This window comes from Sphingomonas oligophenolica (genome assembly GCF_039522915.1).
GTDB lineage: Bacteria > Pseudomonadota > Alphaproteobacteria > Sphingomonadales > Sphingomonadaceae > Sphingomonas > Sphingomonas oligophenolica.
This window is the reverse complement of record NZ_BAAAEH010000059.1, coordinates 69,796-89,672: the sequence shown is the minus strand read 5'-3', so window position 1 is coordinate 89,672 and position 19,877 is coordinate 69,796. Positions and strand designations below refer to the sequence as shown.

Annotated in this window: 17 protein-coding genes; 4 read left to right on the top strand and 13 right to left on the bottom strand. The window is 61.4% G+C overall.

Annotated elements, in window-relative coordinates; translation table 11 throughout:
- Positions 1 to 42: 42 nt before the first annotated feature.
- From ABD050_RS25920 to ABD050_RS25895, 6 genes are all read right to left on the bottom strand, one after another.
- A complete protein-coding gene (locus ABD050_RS25920; protein ID WP_343892446.1) occupies positions 43 to 1,332 on the bottom strand; it encodes an MFS transporter in 1,290 nt (429 codons plus the stop codon).
- 80 nt (positions 1,333 to 1,412) lie between these two features.
- Positions 1,413 to 1,805 (bottom strand): c-type cytochrome, encoded by a 393-nt coding sequence (locus ABD050_RS25915; protein ID WP_343892445.1) that lies wholly within the window; start codon positions 1,803 to 1,805, stop codon positions 1,413 to 1,415.
- Between the two features lie 87 nt (positions 1,806 to 1,892).
- Positions 1,893 to 2,519, bottom strand: coding sequence for a glycerol-3-phosphate 1-O-acyltransferase PlsY (gene plsY / locus ABD050_RS25910; protein ID WP_343892444.1), 627 nt, complete (start codon positions 2,517 to 2,519; stop codon positions 1,893 to 1,895).
- A 179-nt stretch (positions 2,520 to 2,698) separates the two neighbouring features.
- Complete coding sequence (locus ABD050_RS25905; RefSeq protein ID WP_343892443.1) at positions 2,699 to 3,007, bottom strand: DUF4387 domain-containing protein; 309 nt, start codon at positions 3,005 to 3,007, stop codon at positions 2,699 to 2,701.
- A complete protein-coding gene (locus ABD050_RS25900) occupies positions 3,000 to 4,415 on the bottom strand; it encodes an acyclic terpene utilization AtuA family protein (protein WP_343892442.1) in 1,416 nt (471 codons plus the stop codon). The genes ABD050_RS25905 and ABD050_RS25900 overlap by 8 nt, the downstream gene beginning before the upstream one ends.
- Positions 4,412 to 5,782 carry an MFS transporter gene (locus tag ABD050_RS25895; protein ID WP_343892441.1) on the bottom strand — a complete coding sequence of 457 codons (1,371 nt, stop codon included), beginning with the start codon at positions 5,780 to 5,782 and terminating at the stop codon, positions 4,412 to 4,414. The genes ABD050_RS25900 and ABD050_RS25895 overlap by 4 nt, the downstream gene beginning before the upstream one ends.
- Before the next feature lie 331 nt (positions 5,783 to 6,113).
- On the opposite strand from ABD050_RS25895, the gene ABD050_RS25890 reads away from it, so the two are divergent.
- Complete coding sequence (locus tag ABD050_RS25890) at positions 6,114 to 7,307, top strand: citrate/2-methylcitrate synthase (protein ID WP_343892440.1); 1,194 nt, start codon at positions 6,114 to 6,116, stop codon at positions 7,305 to 7,307.
- A gap of 3 nt (positions 7,308 to 7,310) precedes the next feature.
- The gene (locus tag ABD050_RS25885) at positions 7,311 to 7,997 is read left to right on the top strand and encodes a 2,3-bisphosphoglycerate-dependent phosphoglycerate mutase (protein ID WP_343892439.1); all 687 of its coding nucleotides are present in this window, start codon (positions 7,311 to 7,313) and stop codon (positions 7,995 to 7,997) included.
- 260 nt (positions 7,998 to 8,257) lie between these two features.
- On the opposite strand, the gene ABD050_RS25880 is transcribed toward ABD050_RS25885, so the two are convergent.
- Complete coding sequence (locus ABD050_RS25880) at positions 8,258 to 9,118, bottom strand: AraC family transcriptional regulator (protein ID WP_343892477.1); 861 nt, start codon at positions 9,116 to 9,118, stop codon at positions 8,258 to 8,260.
- 267 nt (positions 9,119 to 9,385) lie between these two features.
- Between ABD050_RS25880 and ABD050_RS25875 the strand changes: the two genes are divergently transcribed.
- Both ABD050_RS25875 and ABD050_RS25870 read left to right on the top strand, forming a co-directional pair.
- Complete coding sequence (locus tag ABD050_RS25875) at positions 9,386 to 10,258, top strand: NAD-dependent epimerase/dehydratase family protein (RefSeq protein ID WP_343892438.1); 873 nt, start codon at positions 9,386 to 9,388, stop codon at positions 10,256 to 10,258.
- Positions 10,259 to 10,462: 204 nt separating this feature from the next.
- The gene (locus ABD050_RS25870) at positions 10,463 to 11,188 is read left to right on the top strand and encodes an amino acid ABC transporter ATP-binding protein (protein ID WP_343892437.1); all 726 of its coding nucleotides are present in this window, start codon (positions 10,463 to 10,465) and stop codon (positions 11,186 to 11,188) included.
- A gap of 51 nt (positions 11,189 to 11,239) precedes the next feature.
- Here ABD050_RS25870 and ABD050_RS25865 read toward each other — a convergent pair whose 3' ends face one another.
- From ABD050_RS25865 to ABD050_RS25840, 6 genes are all read right to left on the bottom strand, one after another.
- Positions 11,240 to 12,286, bottom strand: coding sequence for an amino acid ABC transporter permease (locus ABD050_RS25865; RefSeq protein ID WP_343892436.1), 1,047 nt, complete (start codon positions 12,284 to 12,286; stop codon positions 11,240 to 11,242).
- A 46-nt stretch (positions 12,287 to 12,332) separates the two neighbouring features.
- On the bottom strand, positions 12,333 to 13,271 hold the full coding sequence (locus ABD050_RS25860; RefSeq protein ID WP_343892435.1) for an ABC transporter permease subunit: 939 nt from the start codon (positions 13,269 to 13,271) through the stop codon (positions 12,333 to 12,335).
- 12 nt (positions 13,272 to 13,283) lie between these two features.
- Entirely contained in the window at positions 13,284 to 14,330 is a 1,047-nt protein-coding gene (locus ABD050_RS25855) for a transporter substrate-binding domain-containing protein (protein ID WP_343892434.1), read from the bottom strand.
- 210 nt (positions 14,331 to 14,540) lie between these two features.
- On the bottom strand, positions 14,541 to 16,286 hold the full coding sequence (locus tag ABD050_RS25850; RefSeq protein ID WP_343892433.1) for an AMP-binding protein: 1,746 nt from the start codon (positions 16,284 to 16,286) through the stop codon (positions 14,541 to 14,543).
- 90 nt (positions 16,287 to 16,376) lie between these two features.
- Positions 16,377 to 18,530, bottom strand: a complete 2,154-nt coding sequence (locus ABD050_RS25845) for a 3-hydroxyacyl-CoA dehydrogenase NAD-binding domain-containing protein (protein ID WP_343892432.1) — start codon at positions 18,528 to 18,530, stop codon at positions 16,377 to 16,379.
- Positions 18,531 to 18,568: 38 nt separating this feature from the next.
- A complete protein-coding gene (locus ABD050_RS25840; protein WP_343892476.1) occupies positions 18,569 to 19,774 on the bottom strand; it encodes an acetyl-CoA C-acetyltransferase in 1,206 nt (401 codons plus the stop codon).
- Positions 19,775 to 19,877 lie beyond the last annotated feature (103 nt).

The following is a 19,877-nucleotide window of genomic DNA, read 5'->3' as shown; positions in this document are numbered from 1 at the left end:
GGCGCGACTGATGGGTCGTGCCGGCGCTGTCCCTGCGTCGCGTCAACCTTGCGAGGCGTCCCCATCTTCATCCAAGTTCAACGCCGGGATCGCCTGAGGCATTGAACGGCGTTGGTGGCGCAACCCGATCAGCATCGCCACCAGACCGGCCAGCGCGGACACACCCAACGCCCAGCGCGGACCGAAATCCTGCGCAATCCACCCGACGAACGGTGCCCCGACCGGCGTGCCGCCCAATAGAATGGCGAGACGAATAGCCATCACCCGCCCCCGCATCGCCGGATCCGAGGAAAGCTGCATGAGCGTGTTCGAGCGATTGGCGATGGTCACGGCGGCAAATCCCATCACCCCCAGCGTCCCGGCGAATATCCAATAGCTTGGCGCCAAGGCCGCAAAGGCGCTCGCCGCAGCGAACAATGCGGTGCCCCTCGTCAGGATGGCGAGGCGCGGCCGCCCCTGCCCCGTCGCGAGGAACGCGCCCGCGAGAGTGCCGATCGCGACCGCCGAACTCAGGATCCCGTAATGCATGGCGTCGGCGTGGAACACACTGACGGCCATCGTGGAGACGTAGATCGGAAAGTTGAGACCGAATGTGCCGAACAGGAAAAGCATCAGCGCGATCGCGCGCAGATCCGATCGCGAGCCGACATAGCGAAACCCATCGAACAGCGCGCCCCGCTTCCGCCCCTGCCGCACACGGTTGCGCAGTTGATCCCGCTTCAATCCGGCAAGCGAAACGAGCACCGCGCCGAATGATATCCCATTGGCCGCGAACGCCCAGCCGGTGCCGAACACACCGATGCAGACTCCCGCCAGCGCAGGCCCAATCATGCGCCCCGCGTTGTTGGACGTGGAATTGAGCGCGACCGCGTTGGCCAGATCGTCTTCGCCGACCAGGTCCCCGACGAATGTCTGCCTGGCGGGCGCATCGAAGGCGGCGGTGCAGCCGAGCAGCAGCGCGAGGCAATAAAGCTCCCACAAGCGGACCGTACCGCTTATGACCAACACGCCCAGCACGAGCGACAGCAGCCCCATGATGCCCTGCGTCAACATCAGCAGCGTGCGCCTGTCGAGATGGTCGGCCGCGGTCCCCGTCCAGGGCAGCAACGCGAATTGCGGGCCATATTGCAGCGCCATCACGATGCCCACGGCTCGGGCGTCGTGATGGGTGAGTTCGGTCAGTACCAGCCAGTCCTGCGCAGCGAACTGCATCCAGGTGCCGATGTTCGAGACCATCGACCCAACGTACCACCGCCGGAAATTGGGGTGGCGCAGCGATCGGAAATTGCCACCATGCCGCTGCTGCGGCGGCGGAGATGCGGTGATCGCCATATGCCGTTCAGCCCTTCCCGAAGCGGCGATGTGCACCTGACGACGCGCGGAATACCCCCACCTCCAAGCCTCGTTTCAAATCATTTTCGGTTTGCAAGGAAGGAAATAATCGATTTTCGCTGACCCGCGTCGGGAGTCATAATCGGCATCCGGGTGCGGGGCACCACGGATTGCGGCGCAGCAAGGAAGGCATCGAGCTTCGCCCGTGTCCAAGTTAAACCGGATTTGGCGAGCGCCGGCGAATATGCAAATCCCGCCGCCTTGCCCGCTTTCCGGCCGACCACTCCGGACAGATTGGGACCGATGCCGTTCTTGGCCATATTGTGGCACATCCCGCAATGTTGCTGGAAGACAGCCTGGCCCGATTCGGCCGCCTGGGCATGAGCAACCGATGCCGAGCCCAAAAAGATACCCGCCGCCAGCGCAGACACCGCGATTGCATTTTTGAACGAAGTCTTGCCGATACTCTGCATTGAGGTTCTCCTGTTCAATAATTTCCACAAACAGGTCCGCGATGACGCACAGGTGAACCGGCTTGTTGCTGGGATGGGAAGATCAGATCATCCGGTACTTCTCAGCGCACCGCCAATGCGCGGCTCGGTTCCCGCGATGAGCCGCGCAATGTTGCTACGATGCCTCCACAGGACCAGCAGCGCGACGAAGACCAGCACCAGCGTGTCGGATCGACCGAAACTCGCGAAGCTGACCGGAGCGCTCAGCGCCGCAAGCATGCCGGCGAGCGAAGAGACACGCAGCGCCGCGAGCAGCGCCAGCCACGACGCGGCGTAGATCAACCCGCTCGGAACGTGGAGGGCGAGGACCACGCCCATCGTCGTCGCCACGCCCTTGCCGCCGCTAAAGCGCAGCCAGACGGGGTAACAATGCCCCAGGACAGCCGCGGCGGCGGCCACGTCGCCTTGCCCTGGCAGGAGACGAGAGGCGAACCACACCGCGCACCAGCCCTTGGCGAGATCGAGCAGCAGCGTCGCCGCCGCCAGACCTTTGCGCCCGCTGCGCAGCACGTTGGTGGCGCCGATATTGCCCGAGCCGATCGCACGCAGGTCGCCCCCGCCAACAAGGCGCATGAGGATCGCACCGAACGGGATCGATCCGCAGAGATAGCCGATCGACAGCGCCAGCGCCGGGGCGGTCCATGGAGCCGAAATGTGAAGTCCCGCGTCGATCACGATAATCGGTCCCGGCGTTCAGTTGGCAACAGGGGCGGCGAACCCGACAAAGGCGGAACCGCCGATCCAACCTTGATGCAGCGTCGCCGCTTCCGGAGACAGCGCATCACCAAGCGGATCCTGTCTCGTTCCAGCTTCAGCCCCGCCACGATCAGGCCTTCGGCCCGGAGCATCCCCGCCTAGGCCATTTCGACTTCGAGCAGATACGCGAATTGCTGTCCCGAATGCAGGTCGCGCTCGGTTACGCCTCCTTGCGGGGTTGCGCGGGGATAGGAAATCTTCACCATGTTGAGCTTCTCGACCGGATAGATCGACACCGTATCGGAAGCGACCTCATAGATCTTGGCGACCGATTCCCGGCGGAGCGCCGGATTGTCGTGCCATCGGGCGTAACTGTCCCGGTCTGGAAAGAAAACGTCGATCGTGACCCAGAACGGTCCGGCAACTTTGGATCGCACATGACTGGCGACATCGCCCAGCTTAGGCATGGACGACATCCTTCGCGATCGTAGCCGACAGGTCGATCCACTCCGTGCGGACGAGTTCGAGCGGGTCGCCGACTTCCACGACATGGTTCAGCTTGAACTCATAGGCTTGCCCACGCTCGCTGCTCGATGGCGTGAAGGGGAAACCATAACTCGGGGTTTCCATCCCGTCGAACAACGGCATGTGGAAGAAGGCGGCATTGGCCGCCCGCGCGATCTGGTTCGCCAGTTCCTGGTCGTGCGCCGTGATGACGCACAAGACGCCGACCTCCGGCGGTGGTGGCGTTCCCTCCGGCACCGCGCGGCCGGAGACCGCATTCCATCCGTAGATACGGAGCGAAATGTCGAAGTCCCCGGCTGAGTCTCCAAGCGCATTCTTCACCCGGCTCACCAGCACGGAATGCATCTTGTCATGAAACAAATCCAGATTTTCGAGCACCAGCGGATCGGCGATGCCGATGAGCATGATCGTCTGGTAACGCCCTCCGGCGGCGCCCTCCAGCTTCATGGTATAGGGTTTGGGTTCCCAAACCGACCCGGTGACCCGAACCTGGCGACCGTCGACATCGCGATAGTCGCAGTTCGTCACATCGAGCACCCCGCCTGGCTCGGTCAGGCGGAACGGGTTGCTGTTCTCATAGAGCATGTGCGCCGACACGCTTTGCGGCGTACATTTATTGGCCTGGACCAGCGGCTGGACGTCGAACCCATCGGCGTGGATCGTCAGGAAGCACCCGTTCGCGGGCGCCATCTTGACCGAGCACAAGGCGCCGCACTCGGCGGTCTTACCGGCGTGCCAGCTCGGGCCCACGGGCGCTCCCTTCCAGAGCGGATACGCCGCCAGGACCGCGGAATCCGTACTCCGCCCGCCGACGATGATATCCGCCCCCTGCTCGAGCGCGGCAATGAACGGTTCCGGACCCATCAGCGCCACGATGTGTTCGCATTCATCGATCGTTTCGTCCGCCAGTGGCCCGAGTGGTGGCAGCGGCCTTATCCTGCCCGCGGCATTTTTGGCCTTGATCGTCTCCTTGGACTGCTCGGATTTCAGCACCGCGATTTTCGGCGCGTAACCCTGTTCCCGCGCAACCTCACGAACGACATCCACCGTCCAGTCGACGTTGATATCGCCCCCGGCCTGACCTGCGGTTCCGATCAGGATGGGCGCGCCGGTCCGCTTCTGCGCCTCCATGAGCAGCAGGAGATCCTTCTTGACCATCGAGCGATTGTTCTTCGACTTGCCGGTCGCGAGGTAGGCCGCGCCGCTATCGGTCGACCCCGCGTCCATTGCCATCACATCCATGCCGAGCGCGATCGCCGCTTCGATTTCCTCGGGACGAACGCCCGACGATCCGAGCTGTCCGGTGGGAACGAACACCTTGACCGCGGAAAATGCCGGCGTCTCCGTCACGATGCCGCCTCCGCCACGGCATAAGCAAGCGGAGCAGGATCTCGGCCCGCCCCGGCTGGTTGAATGGTCGCCGCGCGAAACGGCTTGAGACCCATAGCGAGGATCCCCGCGCCGAGCAGAAACGCCAGCGGCGAAATCCAGCGGATCGAGAGGGCAAGCTGCGCCTGATCGTGAAACACCTGGTCGTCAAGCAAGCCGACCGAGAGCGGGCCCAGCGTCGCGGCGTAGATGTTGCTCGCGGCGATAAAGCAAGCCGCTCCGAAGGCGCGTACGCGGTTCGGCAGGAGTTCTGCCAGCGTCGCGTGCGTCAGGCCGAAGTTGAAGGTGACCGCGAACTGCAGCACGGCGAACGCGATGAGCGCGCCGTTCTTGAACAGGATGGTCACCATGAACGCCGCCGCGGCGCAAAGCAGGCCCGACACGATGCCCACGATCAACTTGCCGTCGCGCCGGTTCCAACGAGAATCGAGGACCTCCGACAGGAAGGCACCGGTGATGACTCCGAGCGGGCTCATGACGAGGTTGACGAGACCCAGGGTTTGCCCGGTTTTCGCCAAATCCATTCCATGAGCACGAACGAACAGGGTCGGTGCCCACGCAATGACTGCGTGGTGCGCCAGCACCAGCGTCGCGAAGCCCATGATGACACTGAACAGCGCGACGCGCTTTTCCCGGAAGATGACGAGGACGTCGGCGAAGCTTGTCTTTGCCGACGCACTGACGCCATCGTTCGACAGCCGCTCGGGTTCCTTCACCGCAAGCAACAGGGGGATCAGGAGGAAGCCGGAAAGGCCGATCAGGATGAAGACGATCCGCCACGTCTCGAGCGGACCGACGAAGGTCCGCGCGACACTGTCGGCACCAAGCATACGGATCAACGTCCCGCCCGCCAGCAACGAGAGGCCACTACCCAGATAAACCCCCATGGAATTGAGGCTGATTGCCCGAGTCCGCCGCCGCGTCGAGAAATAATCCGAAAGGATGGAGACCGCAGAGGGCATCAGCAAAGCTTCGCCGATCCCTACGCACATCCGGCCGATGAACAGCTCGGGCAATGTCCGCGCAAACCCGCACCCCATGGTGGCGAGACTCCATGCGACGACACCGATGATGATGATGTTGCGGCGGTGCCCATTGTCGGCAAGCCGTGCCAGCGGAAGCCCGACAATGCCGAAGGTGACGCCGAACGCCGCGCCCTGCAGCAATCCGATGCTGGTATCCGTGAGCCCCATCGATTTTTCCAGGGGGTGCACGAGGAGCGACAGGACCGACCGATCCATGATGCTGCACGCGTTGCAGAGGCACAATATGATCGCAACAAACCAGGCGTACCCGGTATCTTGCTTGATCCTAGTTTCAGCCAACACATCCCTCCGCCGTTATTTTCGTGGTGCATTCGTCATCGATATTCGCAACATCGTTCCGCCGCGGATCGCCGGACATGAGGTGTGGCGTTAACGTGATCCGGCTCGTACCGATCAAGACAGCAACCGGTCTCGGTCATATGTCGATCAAACTTATATCGTCAATATCGACGCAGATTGTCGATATTGGTAAGGCGCAGTTCGTGTTGCAACGACCCACAGATGGCGGATTAACGTGGAAGAAGCGCGTGCGTTCGACCTGACACGTGTCACTTGCTCCAGGCCGTGTTTGGCTTTAGGTCGACGTTAGATGTCGTAACTGCAAGGTGTGTTAGTGGAACTCTATATTGATGCAGAGCAAGCTGCGGCGGAGCTCGGCGTGTCCCTGACAACCTTGTACACCTACATCAGCCGCAGGGGCATCAGATCGCAGCGGGTTCCGGGAACCAAGAAGCGGCAATATTGGAAGGCCGACATCGACAACATACGAAAGCGAAAGGGTGAAAAGCCATCCCCGCCCGCGCGCGACACTCTGCAGGAGTCAAAACTCACGCTCGTAACCCCGGAGGGCCCTTATTATCGCGGCCAGAGCGCGATAGAATTGTCGGAGACGCACACGCTGGAAGACACGGCAGCCTTGCTGTGGGATATCAGACGGGATGCCGTTTTCGGGCCGAATGCGGCCGTCGCCCCGCCCGAACTTCGCGATCTGTACAAGGTGTTCAAAGACGTCAGCATTGCCGACAAGGCGATCGGCATCCTGCCGTTCGTTGAGCGCGCCAATCCGCGTGCCTATGACCTGACCCATGAGGGATTGTGCCGCACCGGTGCCGATCTGCTGCGCTGGTACGCCGCGATCCTTGCCGGACGCGATGTGACGAGCAGCGAGCCGCTCCACATCCAGACGGCGGCCCTCTGCGGTGGCGAGGACGAGGTGGCGGACCTGATCCGCCGCGTCCTGGTGATTTCAGCCGATCATGGCTTTGGCGCCGGAACCTACGCCGTCCGCGCGGTGGCCAGCACCGGCGTGACGCCGTACCGATCGGTGCTGGCAGGGTTCGCCATCGCCCCTGGCCGGCGGAATGTTCTTGGGCACCGGGCTGCAATCGGTCGGTTGCTTGACGAACTCGCAGCGAGTTCCGATCCGCAATCCGTGATTGCCAGGCGGATGCAGGAGGGCGAGGACCTGCCTGGCTTCAGGTTCCCCTGGCCTTATGTAAATGGCGATCCAAGGGCGAATCGTTCACTCGACGATCTGGGACGAATACGCGGCGACCACCCCTTGTTCGTGAAGGTGATGGCGGCATTCAGCTATGCCGAGGCCGAACTCGGTCGGCACCCGGGGCACGGCATGGTCAACGATCTGATCGCGCGCGTTATCGGCCTTCCCAGCCGCGAATATCTTTATCCTTTGGGCCGATGCGCCGGATGGGTTGCACATTCGATCGAGCAATATGAAGCCGGCGACGTCGACCCTCCGCTCGCCAATTACCGGGGACAGCTCCCTAAAGTCTCCGAGTTGCCATAGGCGATGCCAGTCCTTGTCCTCCTCCGCCACGGCCAGGCCGCCTGGAATCTGGACGACCGCTTTGCCGGCTGGTGGGATGTTGATCTCACGCCGCAAGGCGTGGCGGAGGCCGTTGCCGCCGGGGCGCTGCTCGAGAAAAAGGGCTTCGAATTTGATTTCTGCTTCGCCAGCGTGCAGACCCGCGCGATCAGAACCTTGAACCTCGCGCTTGAGGTGATGCAGCAGGACTGGCTGCCAATCGAGAAGAACTGGCATCTGAACGAGCGGCATTATGGTGCCCTGACCGGGCTGACCAAAGCCGAAGCGACGCTCAAGCATGGCAACGACCGGATGCAAACCTGGCTCCGGAGCTTCGATATCGCTCCGCCCCCGCTCGCCGATCCCGAGTTGGATCTGGCTAGGGATCGTCGCTACGCTGGTGTTCCACTGCCGGATGCCGAGTGCCTGAGCGACACGACCGATCGCGTCATCCGGTATTGGAATGCGCGCATCGCGCCCGAATTGAGGGCAGACAAAAACGTGCTCGTCTCGGCGCACGGCAATTCAGTCGGCGCCCTTGTCCGACATCTCTCGAACCTGACCCCCAGCGAGATTGCAGCCCTCGGTGTTCCGGCGGGAGAACCGATCGTCTTTGAATTGGACGAAGACCTGACACCAATCCACCGGTATTCTTTAAGCCAGGAATGCTGATTTAAATCTGCGATCACCCGCTTCCGGCGACTGGTTCAGGATCACGGATCGCCGTCAACAACACACCAACAGGTCGGGCACATGGCCGCCCCAACCAGCAAGGCGACGCTCAATATGCCACTTGCAAAGGCAGCGCCTTGCCGAAACCGCTCGAGCAGCCAGTGACAAACCAGACCGGCGAAGGAGATTGGGACATTTTTCCTCCTTTAATCAACGACGTTGCGATATCCGTCCGGGCGCGCAGCGCATGAACGAGGGCATTATCCGGCGTTTTTCAGGCGCGCGACGTCCGTCGCTGGCGGAGCGCCGAAAGCCCGCTTATAGTCCCGGCTGAACTGTGATTGACTGTCATATCCGACGGCCAGACCCGCGACCGCGGCCGTGGGCTTCTCCGACAGGAGCATTCGCCGCGCCTCCTGAAGGCGCAACTGCGTCCGATACTCAATCGGTGTCATCATGGTGACCGCCTTGAAATGGCGATGGAACGAGGTGACGCTCATGCCCGCAAGCTCGGCGAGCGTCTCAATGCTGACGGCTTCGCGGAAGTTCGCCCTGATCCAGCTGGTGGCCTTGGCGATCTGCCAAAGATGCGATCCGCTCACGGCGAATTGGGCCAGCAAAGCGCCGGAAGCGCTTCGTAGCATCCGGTGGTGGATCTCGCGCAGCAACAGCGGGCTTAACACGTCCAAGTCCTCCGGATGGTCGAGCAGGTCCAGCAGCCGGGCGAAGGCGCCCAGCAGCTCCCCGGTCATCGGCGCGGCACTCAATCCGGCGAGCGACGTGGACGAGATCGTCTGACTCGGCTGGCGCTGAAGAAGCTCGGCGAGCAGGCCCCGGTCAAGGTCCAGCGTCAAGGCGATATGGAACGGATCGTCGGGCGCAGCGAACACACGCGACGAGACCGGCAAGTCCACAGTAACGATCAAGAAGGTGGCAGGGTCCGCATCGAAATGCGCTCCTGCCAGGTCGACCTTTTTGCTGCCACGCAGGATGATGCAAACACGTGGATTATAAAACAGGTGCATGCTCTCGACGCTGGTGGGCATCCGAAAGAGACGCAGACCGCTTATTGGAGTCGCGAAGCGCGGTTCCGTGGCGTGTCGATCCACGACATCGCACATCCTGTTGATTATTTCGTGCATCTGTTTTTCCTAATGCGCGCTGTGCCATCCTGCCTCCCGTCAAGGAAGGCGCAGCCCGCTCCGTGGCAGCATCGTGCAAGAGATTGGCACAATCGATGTAGTGGAACAGGGCGCTAGTCGCCAAAACCGGTCTGCAACGTCCGTCGCACGGGGTTGCAGGCTCGCATCTGTCGCCATCATCGACTGACCGCGCCCTCCTGGGTGAGTGCCGGCGGCGACCACGTCGTAGAAGGAATGATTTCGCTTATGAACTCTGTGGTTGTTACGGGCGGCAGCGGAAAGGTCGGCCGTGCCGTGATCCGGGACCTGCTCGATCGCGGCTACCGCGTCATGAATGTGGACGTGGCACCGCCTCCAGAGCCGCTGTGCCACTTCATGAAGGCGGATCTCACCGATTTCGGTCAGGCGGTGGAGGCCATCACCATGGCGGCGGGGACCGTCGACCGTCGCCGCACACCGCTCGGCACCACGACCGGCGTGATCCATATGGCTGGTATCCCGACGTCGAGCATCGCGCCCGACACCGTCACATTCCAGAACAACATCATGTCGACCTACAACATCTTCAGCGCGGCAACGCGCGCGGGGATCTCGCGGGTGGTGTGGGCCTCGAGCGAGACGATATACGGCGTCCCCATGACCCGCGCCACGCCTGCTTATGTGCCTATTGACGAGGACCACCCGCAGGTACCGGAAACCGGCTATGCCCTCGCCAAGATGCTGTGCGAGACGATGGCCGAGGAAATGCATCGCTGGAATCCGCATACCAGCTTTATGGGACTGCGGATCTCGCATGTCTTCGACCCTGCGGAATACGGCACAATCCCCGATTACTGGGGGAATCAATCGCTCAAGAAGTGGGATTTGTGGGGATGGGTGGATTCGCGCGACGCCGCCCAGGCTTGCCGTCTGGCGCTCGAATCGGATCTCACGGGGGCGCAAGTCTTTACGATCGCCGCAGCCGATACGGCGATGCGCGAACCGAACCGCACCCTGCTTGCCGACGCCTTCCCCGATACCCCGATCAAGGACGGACTCGGCGACTTCGAGACACTGATCGGCATCGAGAAGGCTCGCCGGATGTTGGGATACGCCCCGCAACATACGTGGCGGACCTGACAATCGACCAATATTGTCGCAACCCGCGCTGTTTTTCGGATATGCCGACAAGCGGGTTGATGAATACTTTGCTCGAGCCTGTAATTCCCTTGCGACGACTTTCTTCCAGAACATCGACGAGGAGGACGCCGACCCATGAGCGAGATGTTGGGCGCTGTCCATGAAAGCGCCGCAGTAGCGAACGGCCAGGCTCCGGCAGCCATCATGCTCGACCGGGTCAACAAATGGTATGACAAGACTCACGTCTTGCGCGACGTCAGCCTGACGGTCGCGCCGGGCGAACGTATCGTCGTCTGCGGACCGTCGGGTTCCGGAAAATCCACGATGATTCGCTGTATCAACCGGCTGGAGCATCATCAGACCGGGCGCATCGTCGTCGAAGGAACCGAATTGACCGGCAGCACGCGCGCGCTGGATACGATCCGGCGCGAAGTCGGCATGGTATTCCAGGCGTACAACCTGTTCCCGCATCTGACGATCCTGGAGAATTGTACGCTGGCGCCAACCCTGGTGCGCAAGATGCCGCGGCGCGAGGCCGAACAACTAGCCATGGAATATCTCACACGCGTCAAGATTCCCGACCAGGCCGGCAAATATCCGGGCCAGCTCTCGGGTGGGCAACAACAGCGTGTGGCCATCGCGCGCGCCTTGTGCATGCAGCCAAAGATCATGCTGTTCGACGAACCGACCTCGGCGCTCGACCCGGAAATGATCAAGGAAGTTCTCGATACGATGGTTAGCCTTGCCGATACCGGCATGACCATGGTTTGCGTGACGCACGAGATGGGCTTCGCCCGGCGAGTCGCTGATCGCGTGGTATTCATGGACCGCGGCGAGATCATCGAAAGCGGGGCGCCGGAACAGATGTTTGGCGATCCGAAGACCGATCGGCTCCGGGCATTCATCGCCCAGATCCTCCACAAGCACTGACGAGCTTACGCCGTTTCGCCATTTCCACCGGCGCCCCGTCCGAAGGACCCATCACCGCGCGCGCGCCACGCTCGCTTGCAGGTGGACCGCGAGCCTCGACATCCCGAAGCAGAACAGGAAATAAAGGCCTGCGGTCGCCACGTAGACTTCGATGAAATAATCCTGCCAGACAGGATCGGCAATGGCTGTGCGCGCCGAGGTGAGGAGATCGTACAGGCCTATCACCAGCACCAGCGACGTGTCCTTGAAAGCCGTGATAAAGGTGATGACCAGCGGCGCGACCATCATGCGGAGCGCCTGCGGCATGATTACCCGGCTGACGGTCTGCCACCAGGACAGCCCCAGCGCCGTCGCCGCTTCCCATTGTCCCGTTGGTTGCGCCTGCAAGCCAGACCGCACCACCTCGGCGAAATAGGCGGCATTGTAGAGGATCAGCGCAACCAGCGCGCGGTCCAGCCGATCCGGGACCAACACGGCCGGGACTAGCAGCGGCAGGACGAAGGCCGCGACGAGCAGCACGCTGATAAGCGGGATACCACGCAGGAGCTGGACATATAGCGTCGCCAGAAAGCGGATCGGCCGCGGGCTCGATGGTAATCGTGCGAGAGCCAGCGCAATGCCCAAGGGAAGCGCACCGAGGATGATGCCGGTCGCCAGGACCAGTGTCAGGACGAGCCCGCCCCAATCGTCGGTCGGGACCCGGCTCAAGCCGATGTAGCGGCCGTCGAGCAACAGCAACACGCACGCGAAGACGCCGAGCCAGAGTAACGGAAGATGGCGCCCCCGCAGTCGCGTGGTGAACGAATAGAGGTAGAGCCCGAGCAAAAGGATCGTCGCGACCAGCGGCCGCCACGCGCCGCCGGCAGGGTAGGAACCGAACAGGATGAATCGGCCGTGGGACGCCACCACGGGCCAGCAGGCTCCCGCGCGCTGAAGGCAGGCAGCAGGGACGGTCCCATTGCCCGGCACGGGCGAAAACGGCCAGACCGCATCGAAAATCGCCCAACGCGAGATTGCGAAAATAGCCGCAAGAGCCGCCAGCCCTCCCGCCAACGTCACCAGCGAGGAGACCCAGCCGTCGAACAGCCCGCTCTGCATGAGGCGATGCCGCCGGGAGCGTGCCGCTGGGGCTAGGGTCGGCGTTTCAGCGCGCACGGTTGCTACCCGAGCGTTCATACAGGAACAGAACGATTCCGATTGCGGAATTGATCGTCAGGTACACCACCATGATCAGCAGGATGGCCTCCAGCGCCTGACCGGTCTGAGTCATCGTGGCGTTGGCGATCGAGACGATATCCTGATAGCCAATAGCGACGGCCATGCTGCTCGTTTTGACGAGATTGGCATATTGATTGCCCAGGGGCGGGATGATCAGCCGCAGCGCCTGCGGCAGGATGATCCTTGTCGCCCGGTGGAACGGGCGCAGCCCGAGTGCATGGGCCGCTTCGACCTGCCCCCTCGGCACGCCAAGCACACCCGATCGGACGATTTCTGCGATGTAGCATGCGAAATAGGCACTCAGCCCCAGGATCAGCGCGCAGAATTCCGGCGACAGCTCCGCGCCGAGCATCGGCACGCTCAGCCCGCGGTTCGATAGCACAAACGTCGACTCCGGGGCCTGGGGCCGATCGCGCGCGGGCAAATGGAGCAGCAACGCGTACCAGATCATCAGTTGCAGCAGGATCGGTACGTTGCGAAGCGCCTCGATATAGATCCGCGCAACCAGGGAAACGAGCGGATGCCGGGCCAGGAGCGCGAGACCGAGCGCCGCGCCGAGCAGGGTCGCAAAGACAATCCCCGACAATGACACCTTGAGAGTGTTGATGGCCCCCACGAGGAGGGCGCGGGCATAGCCGTCGGTATAGGCGTAATAGGCTATCGGCGGATGGTCGATGGGGATCGCGGCCGGCTCGGAAAGGAACCGGAACCCGAACTGGATACCCCGTCGGACGTAGAGGTTTTCAATATAGACTGCCGCCAGCACGCTCGCGGCGATCAGGCACGCTGCATAGAGCAGGGCTACCAAGCGGTCGACCTGGCGTGACGCTTCGCGGGATGAGCGCGCGGCGACCGCGTGGGACATGTCGCCCGGCATTTACTGCCACATCTCGCTGATCATCATGCCGCCGTCCTTCCACAGACGGTTCTTTCCCCGGTCCACCCCAAGGCCATCCTTGCCGAGGCTGCGGTCGAACATTTCGCCATAGTTCCCGATCTGGCGAATGATCTGATAGGTCCAGTCGTTGCGCGCTGTGCCGAGCGCCTTGCCGAAATCGCCTTCCGTTCCCAAAAACCTGCGTATTTCCGGGCTGGCGCGGCTCCGATAGATCGCATCGACGTTCTTCTGGTCGATGCCGTATTCCTCGGCCTGGACCATGGCATAGAACGTCCATCTGGCGAGCTTTTCCATGCTGGCATCGCCGCTTCTCACCATGACGCCGTCCTGCTCCTTGGCGATATTGTCAGGCAATACGACGTAGCTCGCCGGGTCCGGTGCGGCGGCGACATCACCTTGCAAAGCGACGAAATCATCGACGATGCCGTCGCAGCGGCCGCTGAAGAACGCGGCACGCTCCAGTTGCAGATTGTCATAGGGACGCGTCGCGATCGTGATGTTGAATGGCCGGGCATAGTCCACGATCGCGCGTTCCATCGTGCTGCCTTGAATGACGCATATCGTCCTGCCGTCCAGGTCGCGCGCCGATGTGGCATTCAGTTTCCTGGAAACCAGAAAGCCGACCCCGTTGTTCACAAGCGTCGCGACGTTGGTCAGCCCCAAGCTGGTATCGCGCTTGATCGACATCGCGGTGGGGGGAAGCAAGACATCGACCTCTCCCGACTGCAGCGCCAGAAATCGGGACTGCATCGAGATCGGCACGAGCCGCACATGGTTCACGTCTCCGAAAACCGCGATGGACAAAGCCCTGCAGAAATCCACCGAGAGGCCCGCCGGCTGCCCATTCGTTTTGAAGAAGAAGAAGCCGGGGATCCCGTTGTGGGAGCCGCACTTCAGGATGCCCGACGCCCGGATGCGCTCGAGGTCGGTGCTGTGCTTTGATGTACGGGCAACACCGAGAATGGCGGCGAGCAGGGCGACAAGGAGCAAGAGGGGCGTGACGGCGCGCAGGCGGTCCAGGTACATTAAATCGTACGCCTCCAAAGGTGGGACATCGGCATTGCCACCACCCGACAGCGGCGGCCTGGCGCTCCTGATGATGCAGTGAGGCAAGAGTGGGTCAGCCCCTGCCCTCAAGCAACCTCTGTTAAACGTAATCAGATATGCATTATGATCATATCACCGTGGCCGTGCCCGATCCGAAATGCTATTCGGCCTACCGCGTCATACGGGCGTTCAAACCTTGACCCACTGCACCGCTTCCCCCGAAAGCATGGGTTCGACGGCAGACCGGTAGTATTCCTCCAGCGCAAGTCGCCTGAGCTTTAGCGTCGGCGTCAGAAGATTATTGTCGGCACTCCATTCGACGTCCGAAAGGAAGATGTGGGACACCCTTTCATGCGACTGTAAGCCAGCGTTTATTCGCTCGAGCGCATCGACGAGACTGGCGCCGAGTTCTTCGCGAGGACGCGTTCTGGCACTCGCCGTCAATGTTGCGACGATCGCCAAATTTGCGAGCGTACGGCCGATCAGGACGACCTGCTCCAATTCCTCCAAATCGCCGAAATATTTCTCAACCCTTTCGGGCTCGCAGAATTTCCCTTTGGCCGTCTTGAAGACGCTCCCGATCCGCCCGGTGATATACAGGCTTCCATCGGCGTCAATGCGGCCGAGATCCCCGGTATGGAACCATCCGCGGTCCAAGGCCTCCGCGGTCAGTTGGGGATTCTTGTAATATCCCAGCATCATGCCGCCGGACTTGACCAGCACCTCGCCGGTTTCCGAGACTTTCAGGTCGGCGAGCATATTGGAGATGCCGACACTTCCCGGGATTGGCTCGCGGTCCAGCGGCCACACCGCGCCGCACGCAAATGTCTCGGTCATCCCATAGGCTTCGCGAAGCTCGATGCCGAGCTTGAGGAACCATTTGTGGACCTCGACCGGGATTGCCGCCGAGGCGGTCATCACGAATTTGGCAGAGGCCACGCCCAGCCGCTGCTTCAGCGCGACTTTGATCTCTTCGGACGGATTTTCGAGAGCTTGTGCAGGTACGGTGGCTTCAAGACCAGCCTTGAATTTGCTCCACAAACGCGGGACGGCGAGCAAAAAGGTCGGCTGGACCGACTGAATTTCCGCGGAAAAATTGTCCTGCCCGGCAGAGATCGACACGACGGCGTTTGTATAAAGCGCCGTCATCTCGACCAGCCCGCGTTCCGCCATATGGGCCAAGGGCAAATAGGAAAACAGCCGCGTGCGACCATCCTGATCGCTCTGATCAAATACCGTCATACCCAGGATCCGGGCGACGAGCGGTGACACCCGGCCAGGCGTCGCATGCGTGTGCATGACACCTTTTGGTCTGCCTGATGTGCCCGATGAATAGACGATCGTCATCAGGTCTTCGGGATTCGGGACAGGGCTGGCTGTCATCGGTTGGGTATCGCGGACGATATCCGTAATCGTGCGATGGCACCCGCCCCGGACGCCGAACATGCCGATACGTTCAACGGAAGCGGGAATTGCCCTGTCCAACTCCGCCTCGCGCCCGCAAGGCCCCAGGAATATCGCTGTCGCTTGCGTTTGCTCGAGGATGAAGTTCGCCTCGTCCGCGTTCTGCCCCGAGAACAGCGGCACGCTCACATGCCCGGACATCATGATCGCCAGATCCGTGATGATCCAGTCCGCACTGTTTGCTGACCAGATTGCGATGTTACTGTGGCGAGGAAGCGCCTTACTTTCCAAATATCGCGCGAGGCGTCGAACTCGATGGGCTACGGCGCCCCAACTTTGCTCAGTCCAGTTGCCATCGCCCAGCGACTGTCGAAGAAAGACAAGATCGGGGGTTTCCCGCTCCCAATGATACATCATTTCGATCGGGGTTAAGGCCGGCGCATCGTCGATCGCGGATAACGTCAGGGATGAACTGCCTTGATCCCTCTCCATGCTTATGTCTCCAGATTTTATAAGGTGCTGATCGATCATCAGAGATCGTCTCACCATTTGCTTTGGCGCAGCGTTTGATCGCAAAGGCTCGCGGCGCCGCGCCGGGCCGCCGAGCCTTCCCGAGCCTTTTTAAGCGAACACCTCCTCGGACCGAATTCTTTCAGCCACGATGGCGGGTGCCTTGAATCGTTCGCCGTAACGCAAGGCCAGTTCATCGCACCGCGCGCTGAATTTTTCGAGGCCGTAGGTATTCACGAACTGGAGATACCCCCCAGTCCACGGCGGCGCTCCGATCCCGAAGATCGATCCGACGTTACCGTCCGCCACGGTGCGCAGGACACCTTCTTGGAGACATTTGAGAGCCTCGACAACGCAACTGAAAAGCAGGCGGTCCTTGATATCGATATCCGACACGGCCGCGTCGACTTCAGGCAGGTAATATAGCTCCCGAAGCTTGGGCCATATGCTCTTACCGTCCTGCGAGTAGTCATAATAGCCGCCATCGCCATGGTGGCGTCCGCCTCGATTGTGCTGAAGAACGAGCCTGTTCAGCAATTCCCAAGCCTCGACACGCAGTTCGTCCTCCTCGGCAATAAGACCAGCCGCGATCTGGGTCTGGCGGACCTGCACACCGAGTTTCAGGCTCACCTCGTCGTTGATGGTGAGAGGTCCGACCGGCATCCCGATCGCCTTGCCGAGATTGTCCACGCGAATGGGATCAAGACCTTCGGCGACCATCTGCGCGGCTTCGGTCAGCTGCGCGGCAAACGTCCTGGACGTGAAGAAACCCAGGCTATCCTTCACGACGATGGGTGTCTTCTTGATCTGGCGAACGAAGTCGAATGTTTTCGCCAACGTCTCGTCGCTGGTTTTTTCGCCGCAGATGATCTCGACCAGCGGCATCTTGTCGACCGGCGAGAAGAAATGGATGCCGACGAAATTTTCCGGCTTCTCCGCCGCCGCAGCAAGCCGGGTGATCGGCAAGGTGGAGGTGTTCGAACCCCATACGCCGCCGGGGGCTAGCTGGCATTCGGAACTCTTCACGATCTTGTTCTTGAGTTCCATATCTTCGAACACGGCCTCAATAATGAGGTCGCAATTCCTGAGGTCGCTATCTTCCGCGCTGGCCTTGATGAGGGAGAGGACACGTTCCTTTTTCGCCTCATCGGCCTGTCCCCGACTGATCGCCTTGTCCAGCAATCTGGCCGAATATGTCTTCCCCTTCTCGGCGGCTTCAAGGGAGACATCCTTCAGGACGACTTCGATTCCCTGGCTCGCGGCAACATAGGCGATGCCCTGTCCCATCATGCCGGCGCCAATTACGCCAAGCTTGGCGATCGACGTTGGCGCGATCGCGTCGGGGCGGCTTGCCCCACCATTCACCTTGTTCAGCTGAAAAAACAGAGTGGTGATCATGTTTTTTGCCTGCGGCGTCGTCACCAGCGAGACGAATCTCCTGGACTCGAGCTTGAGCGCCGCATCGAAACCGATTGTGACCGCTTCGACCGCGGTTTCGAGAATGCGCTCTGGCGCCGGCATAAGGCCGCGCGTCTTGGCCACCAGCATATGCGGCGCGATCAGCGCGGTCTGCGCGACTTTCGGGTTCCAGATATTGCCGCCCGGAATCTTGAAGCCCTTGCTGTCCCAGGGCTGGACTCCGCCGTCCTGATCGTTGGTCTCCAGGATCCATTTTCGCGCCTGTGGAAGCAGTTGGTCGAGCGTCTCAACCGACTCGTGCACCAAGCCGGAGGCGACGGCTTTGCCACCGCGTACCTTTTTGCCCTCGATCAGGTAAGGCAACGCCTTTTCCAAACCCAGGAGGTTGGTCAGCCGAACGATACCACCCGCTCCGGGCAGAAGGCCGAGTCCGACCTCCGGCAAGCCGATTTCGACGCTCTCGTCGTCCCAAATGATGCGGCGATTGCACGCGAGGCAGAGTTCGAACCCTCCACCAAGGGCGGCGCCATTGATCGCGGCGACGGCCGGAACGGGAAGCTTTTCGAGGCGACGTAGAAGCTGCTTTCCCGCTTCGACCTTTTCGAACAATTCTGCCTCGGAACCAGGCTCCACCGCCAGCAGGACATTCAGGTCGCCCCCGGCAAAGAAGGTCTTCTTGGCAGACGCGAAAATGACGCCGCGCAAGCCAGTCTCGGCTTCGAGCTTCGCAAGCGTTTCCGCCATCGCGCCATTGTATTCATCATTGATCGCATTGACCGGTCCGGTCATATCCATGGTGATGGTGACGATTCCGTCCACATCTTTACTATAGTCGAACACGCTCATCTTCATTCCTCTGATTTTTTCGAATTTGATGGGTTGCGTCAGACGCGTTCGATGATCGTCGCGATGCCGATGCCGCCGGCTGCGCATAAAGTGAGCATGGCCCGCTTCAGGTTGCGGCGTTCCAGTTCATCCAGCATCGTGCTGACCAGCACGGCGCCTGTTGCACCAAGCGGATGGCCAAGCGCGATCGCGCCGCCGTTCACATTGATCTGCTCGCGCTCGAGATTCATATCTTCCATGTATTTGAGGACAGCCGAGGCAAAGGCCTCGTTGAGTTCCCACAGATCGATGTCGCTCGCCTTCAGGCCCGCAATCTTCAGGCATTTGTGCGAGGCGGGTCCGGGGCCATGGAACATGAGCGTGGGATCGCTCGCGATCACGGTGCCCGCCACCACCCGGCCCCGCGGCGTCAGCCCGAGATCCTTGGCGGCTTGCTCGCTGCCGATGAGGACGGCACTCGCACCGTCGACGATCCCTGACGAATTGCCCGGCGTATGCACATGGGTGATTGCCTGGAGGTGCGGAAACTTCTGCAGAACATGATCGTCCATGCCAAGCGCCCCCATCTGAACGAAGGAAGGCTTGAGAGCGGCCAGTTTTTCTGCCGATGTGTCGCGCTTGATGAAGCTGTCCCGGTCGGCGATCACCATGCCGTTGCGGTCTTTCACGGGAACGACGGATCTATCGAAATATCCGTTGTCCTGCGCGCGGGCTGCCCATTCCTGGGACGTCAGCGCATAGGCGTCCAGATCGTCGCGCGTGTGACCCGACAGCGTTGCCACCAGGTCGGCTGCTATGCCCTGCGGAACCGATTTATGCGCCATCGCGAACTCGGGATCGCCCATGATGGCGCCCCCGGCCGACGCCATGGGAACGCGCGACATGCTCTCGACACCGCCCGCGACGATGAGATTGTTCCACCCCGATAATATGTTCTGCGCGGCTGAATTCACGGCATCGAGCGAGGATGCGCAGTAGCGGTCCATCTGAACCCCCGGCACGCGCTCGTCCCATCCCGCGTGGAGAGCGATCGTCTTGGCGACATCCCCGCCCTGTTCGCCGATCGGACCGGTACAGCCCATCATCACGTCATCGACATACGCCGTGTCAAAATCGTGCCTCGAATGGAGCTCCCTGAGGAGGGTGGCTCCCAATTCGATAGGTTTCACCTCGTGCAGTTCGCCGGTCTTTTTGCCGGGCGTGCGCGGTGTGCGCACGGCATCGAAAATGAAGGCTTGGGTCATGAAAACTCCTGGTGGATAGATATTCAGTGCGGGCGGCCAAGGCCTCGTCGAACCCGCGAACAAGGGGAGGACACGGATTTCCTTGATGGTTCGAAATGCAGCC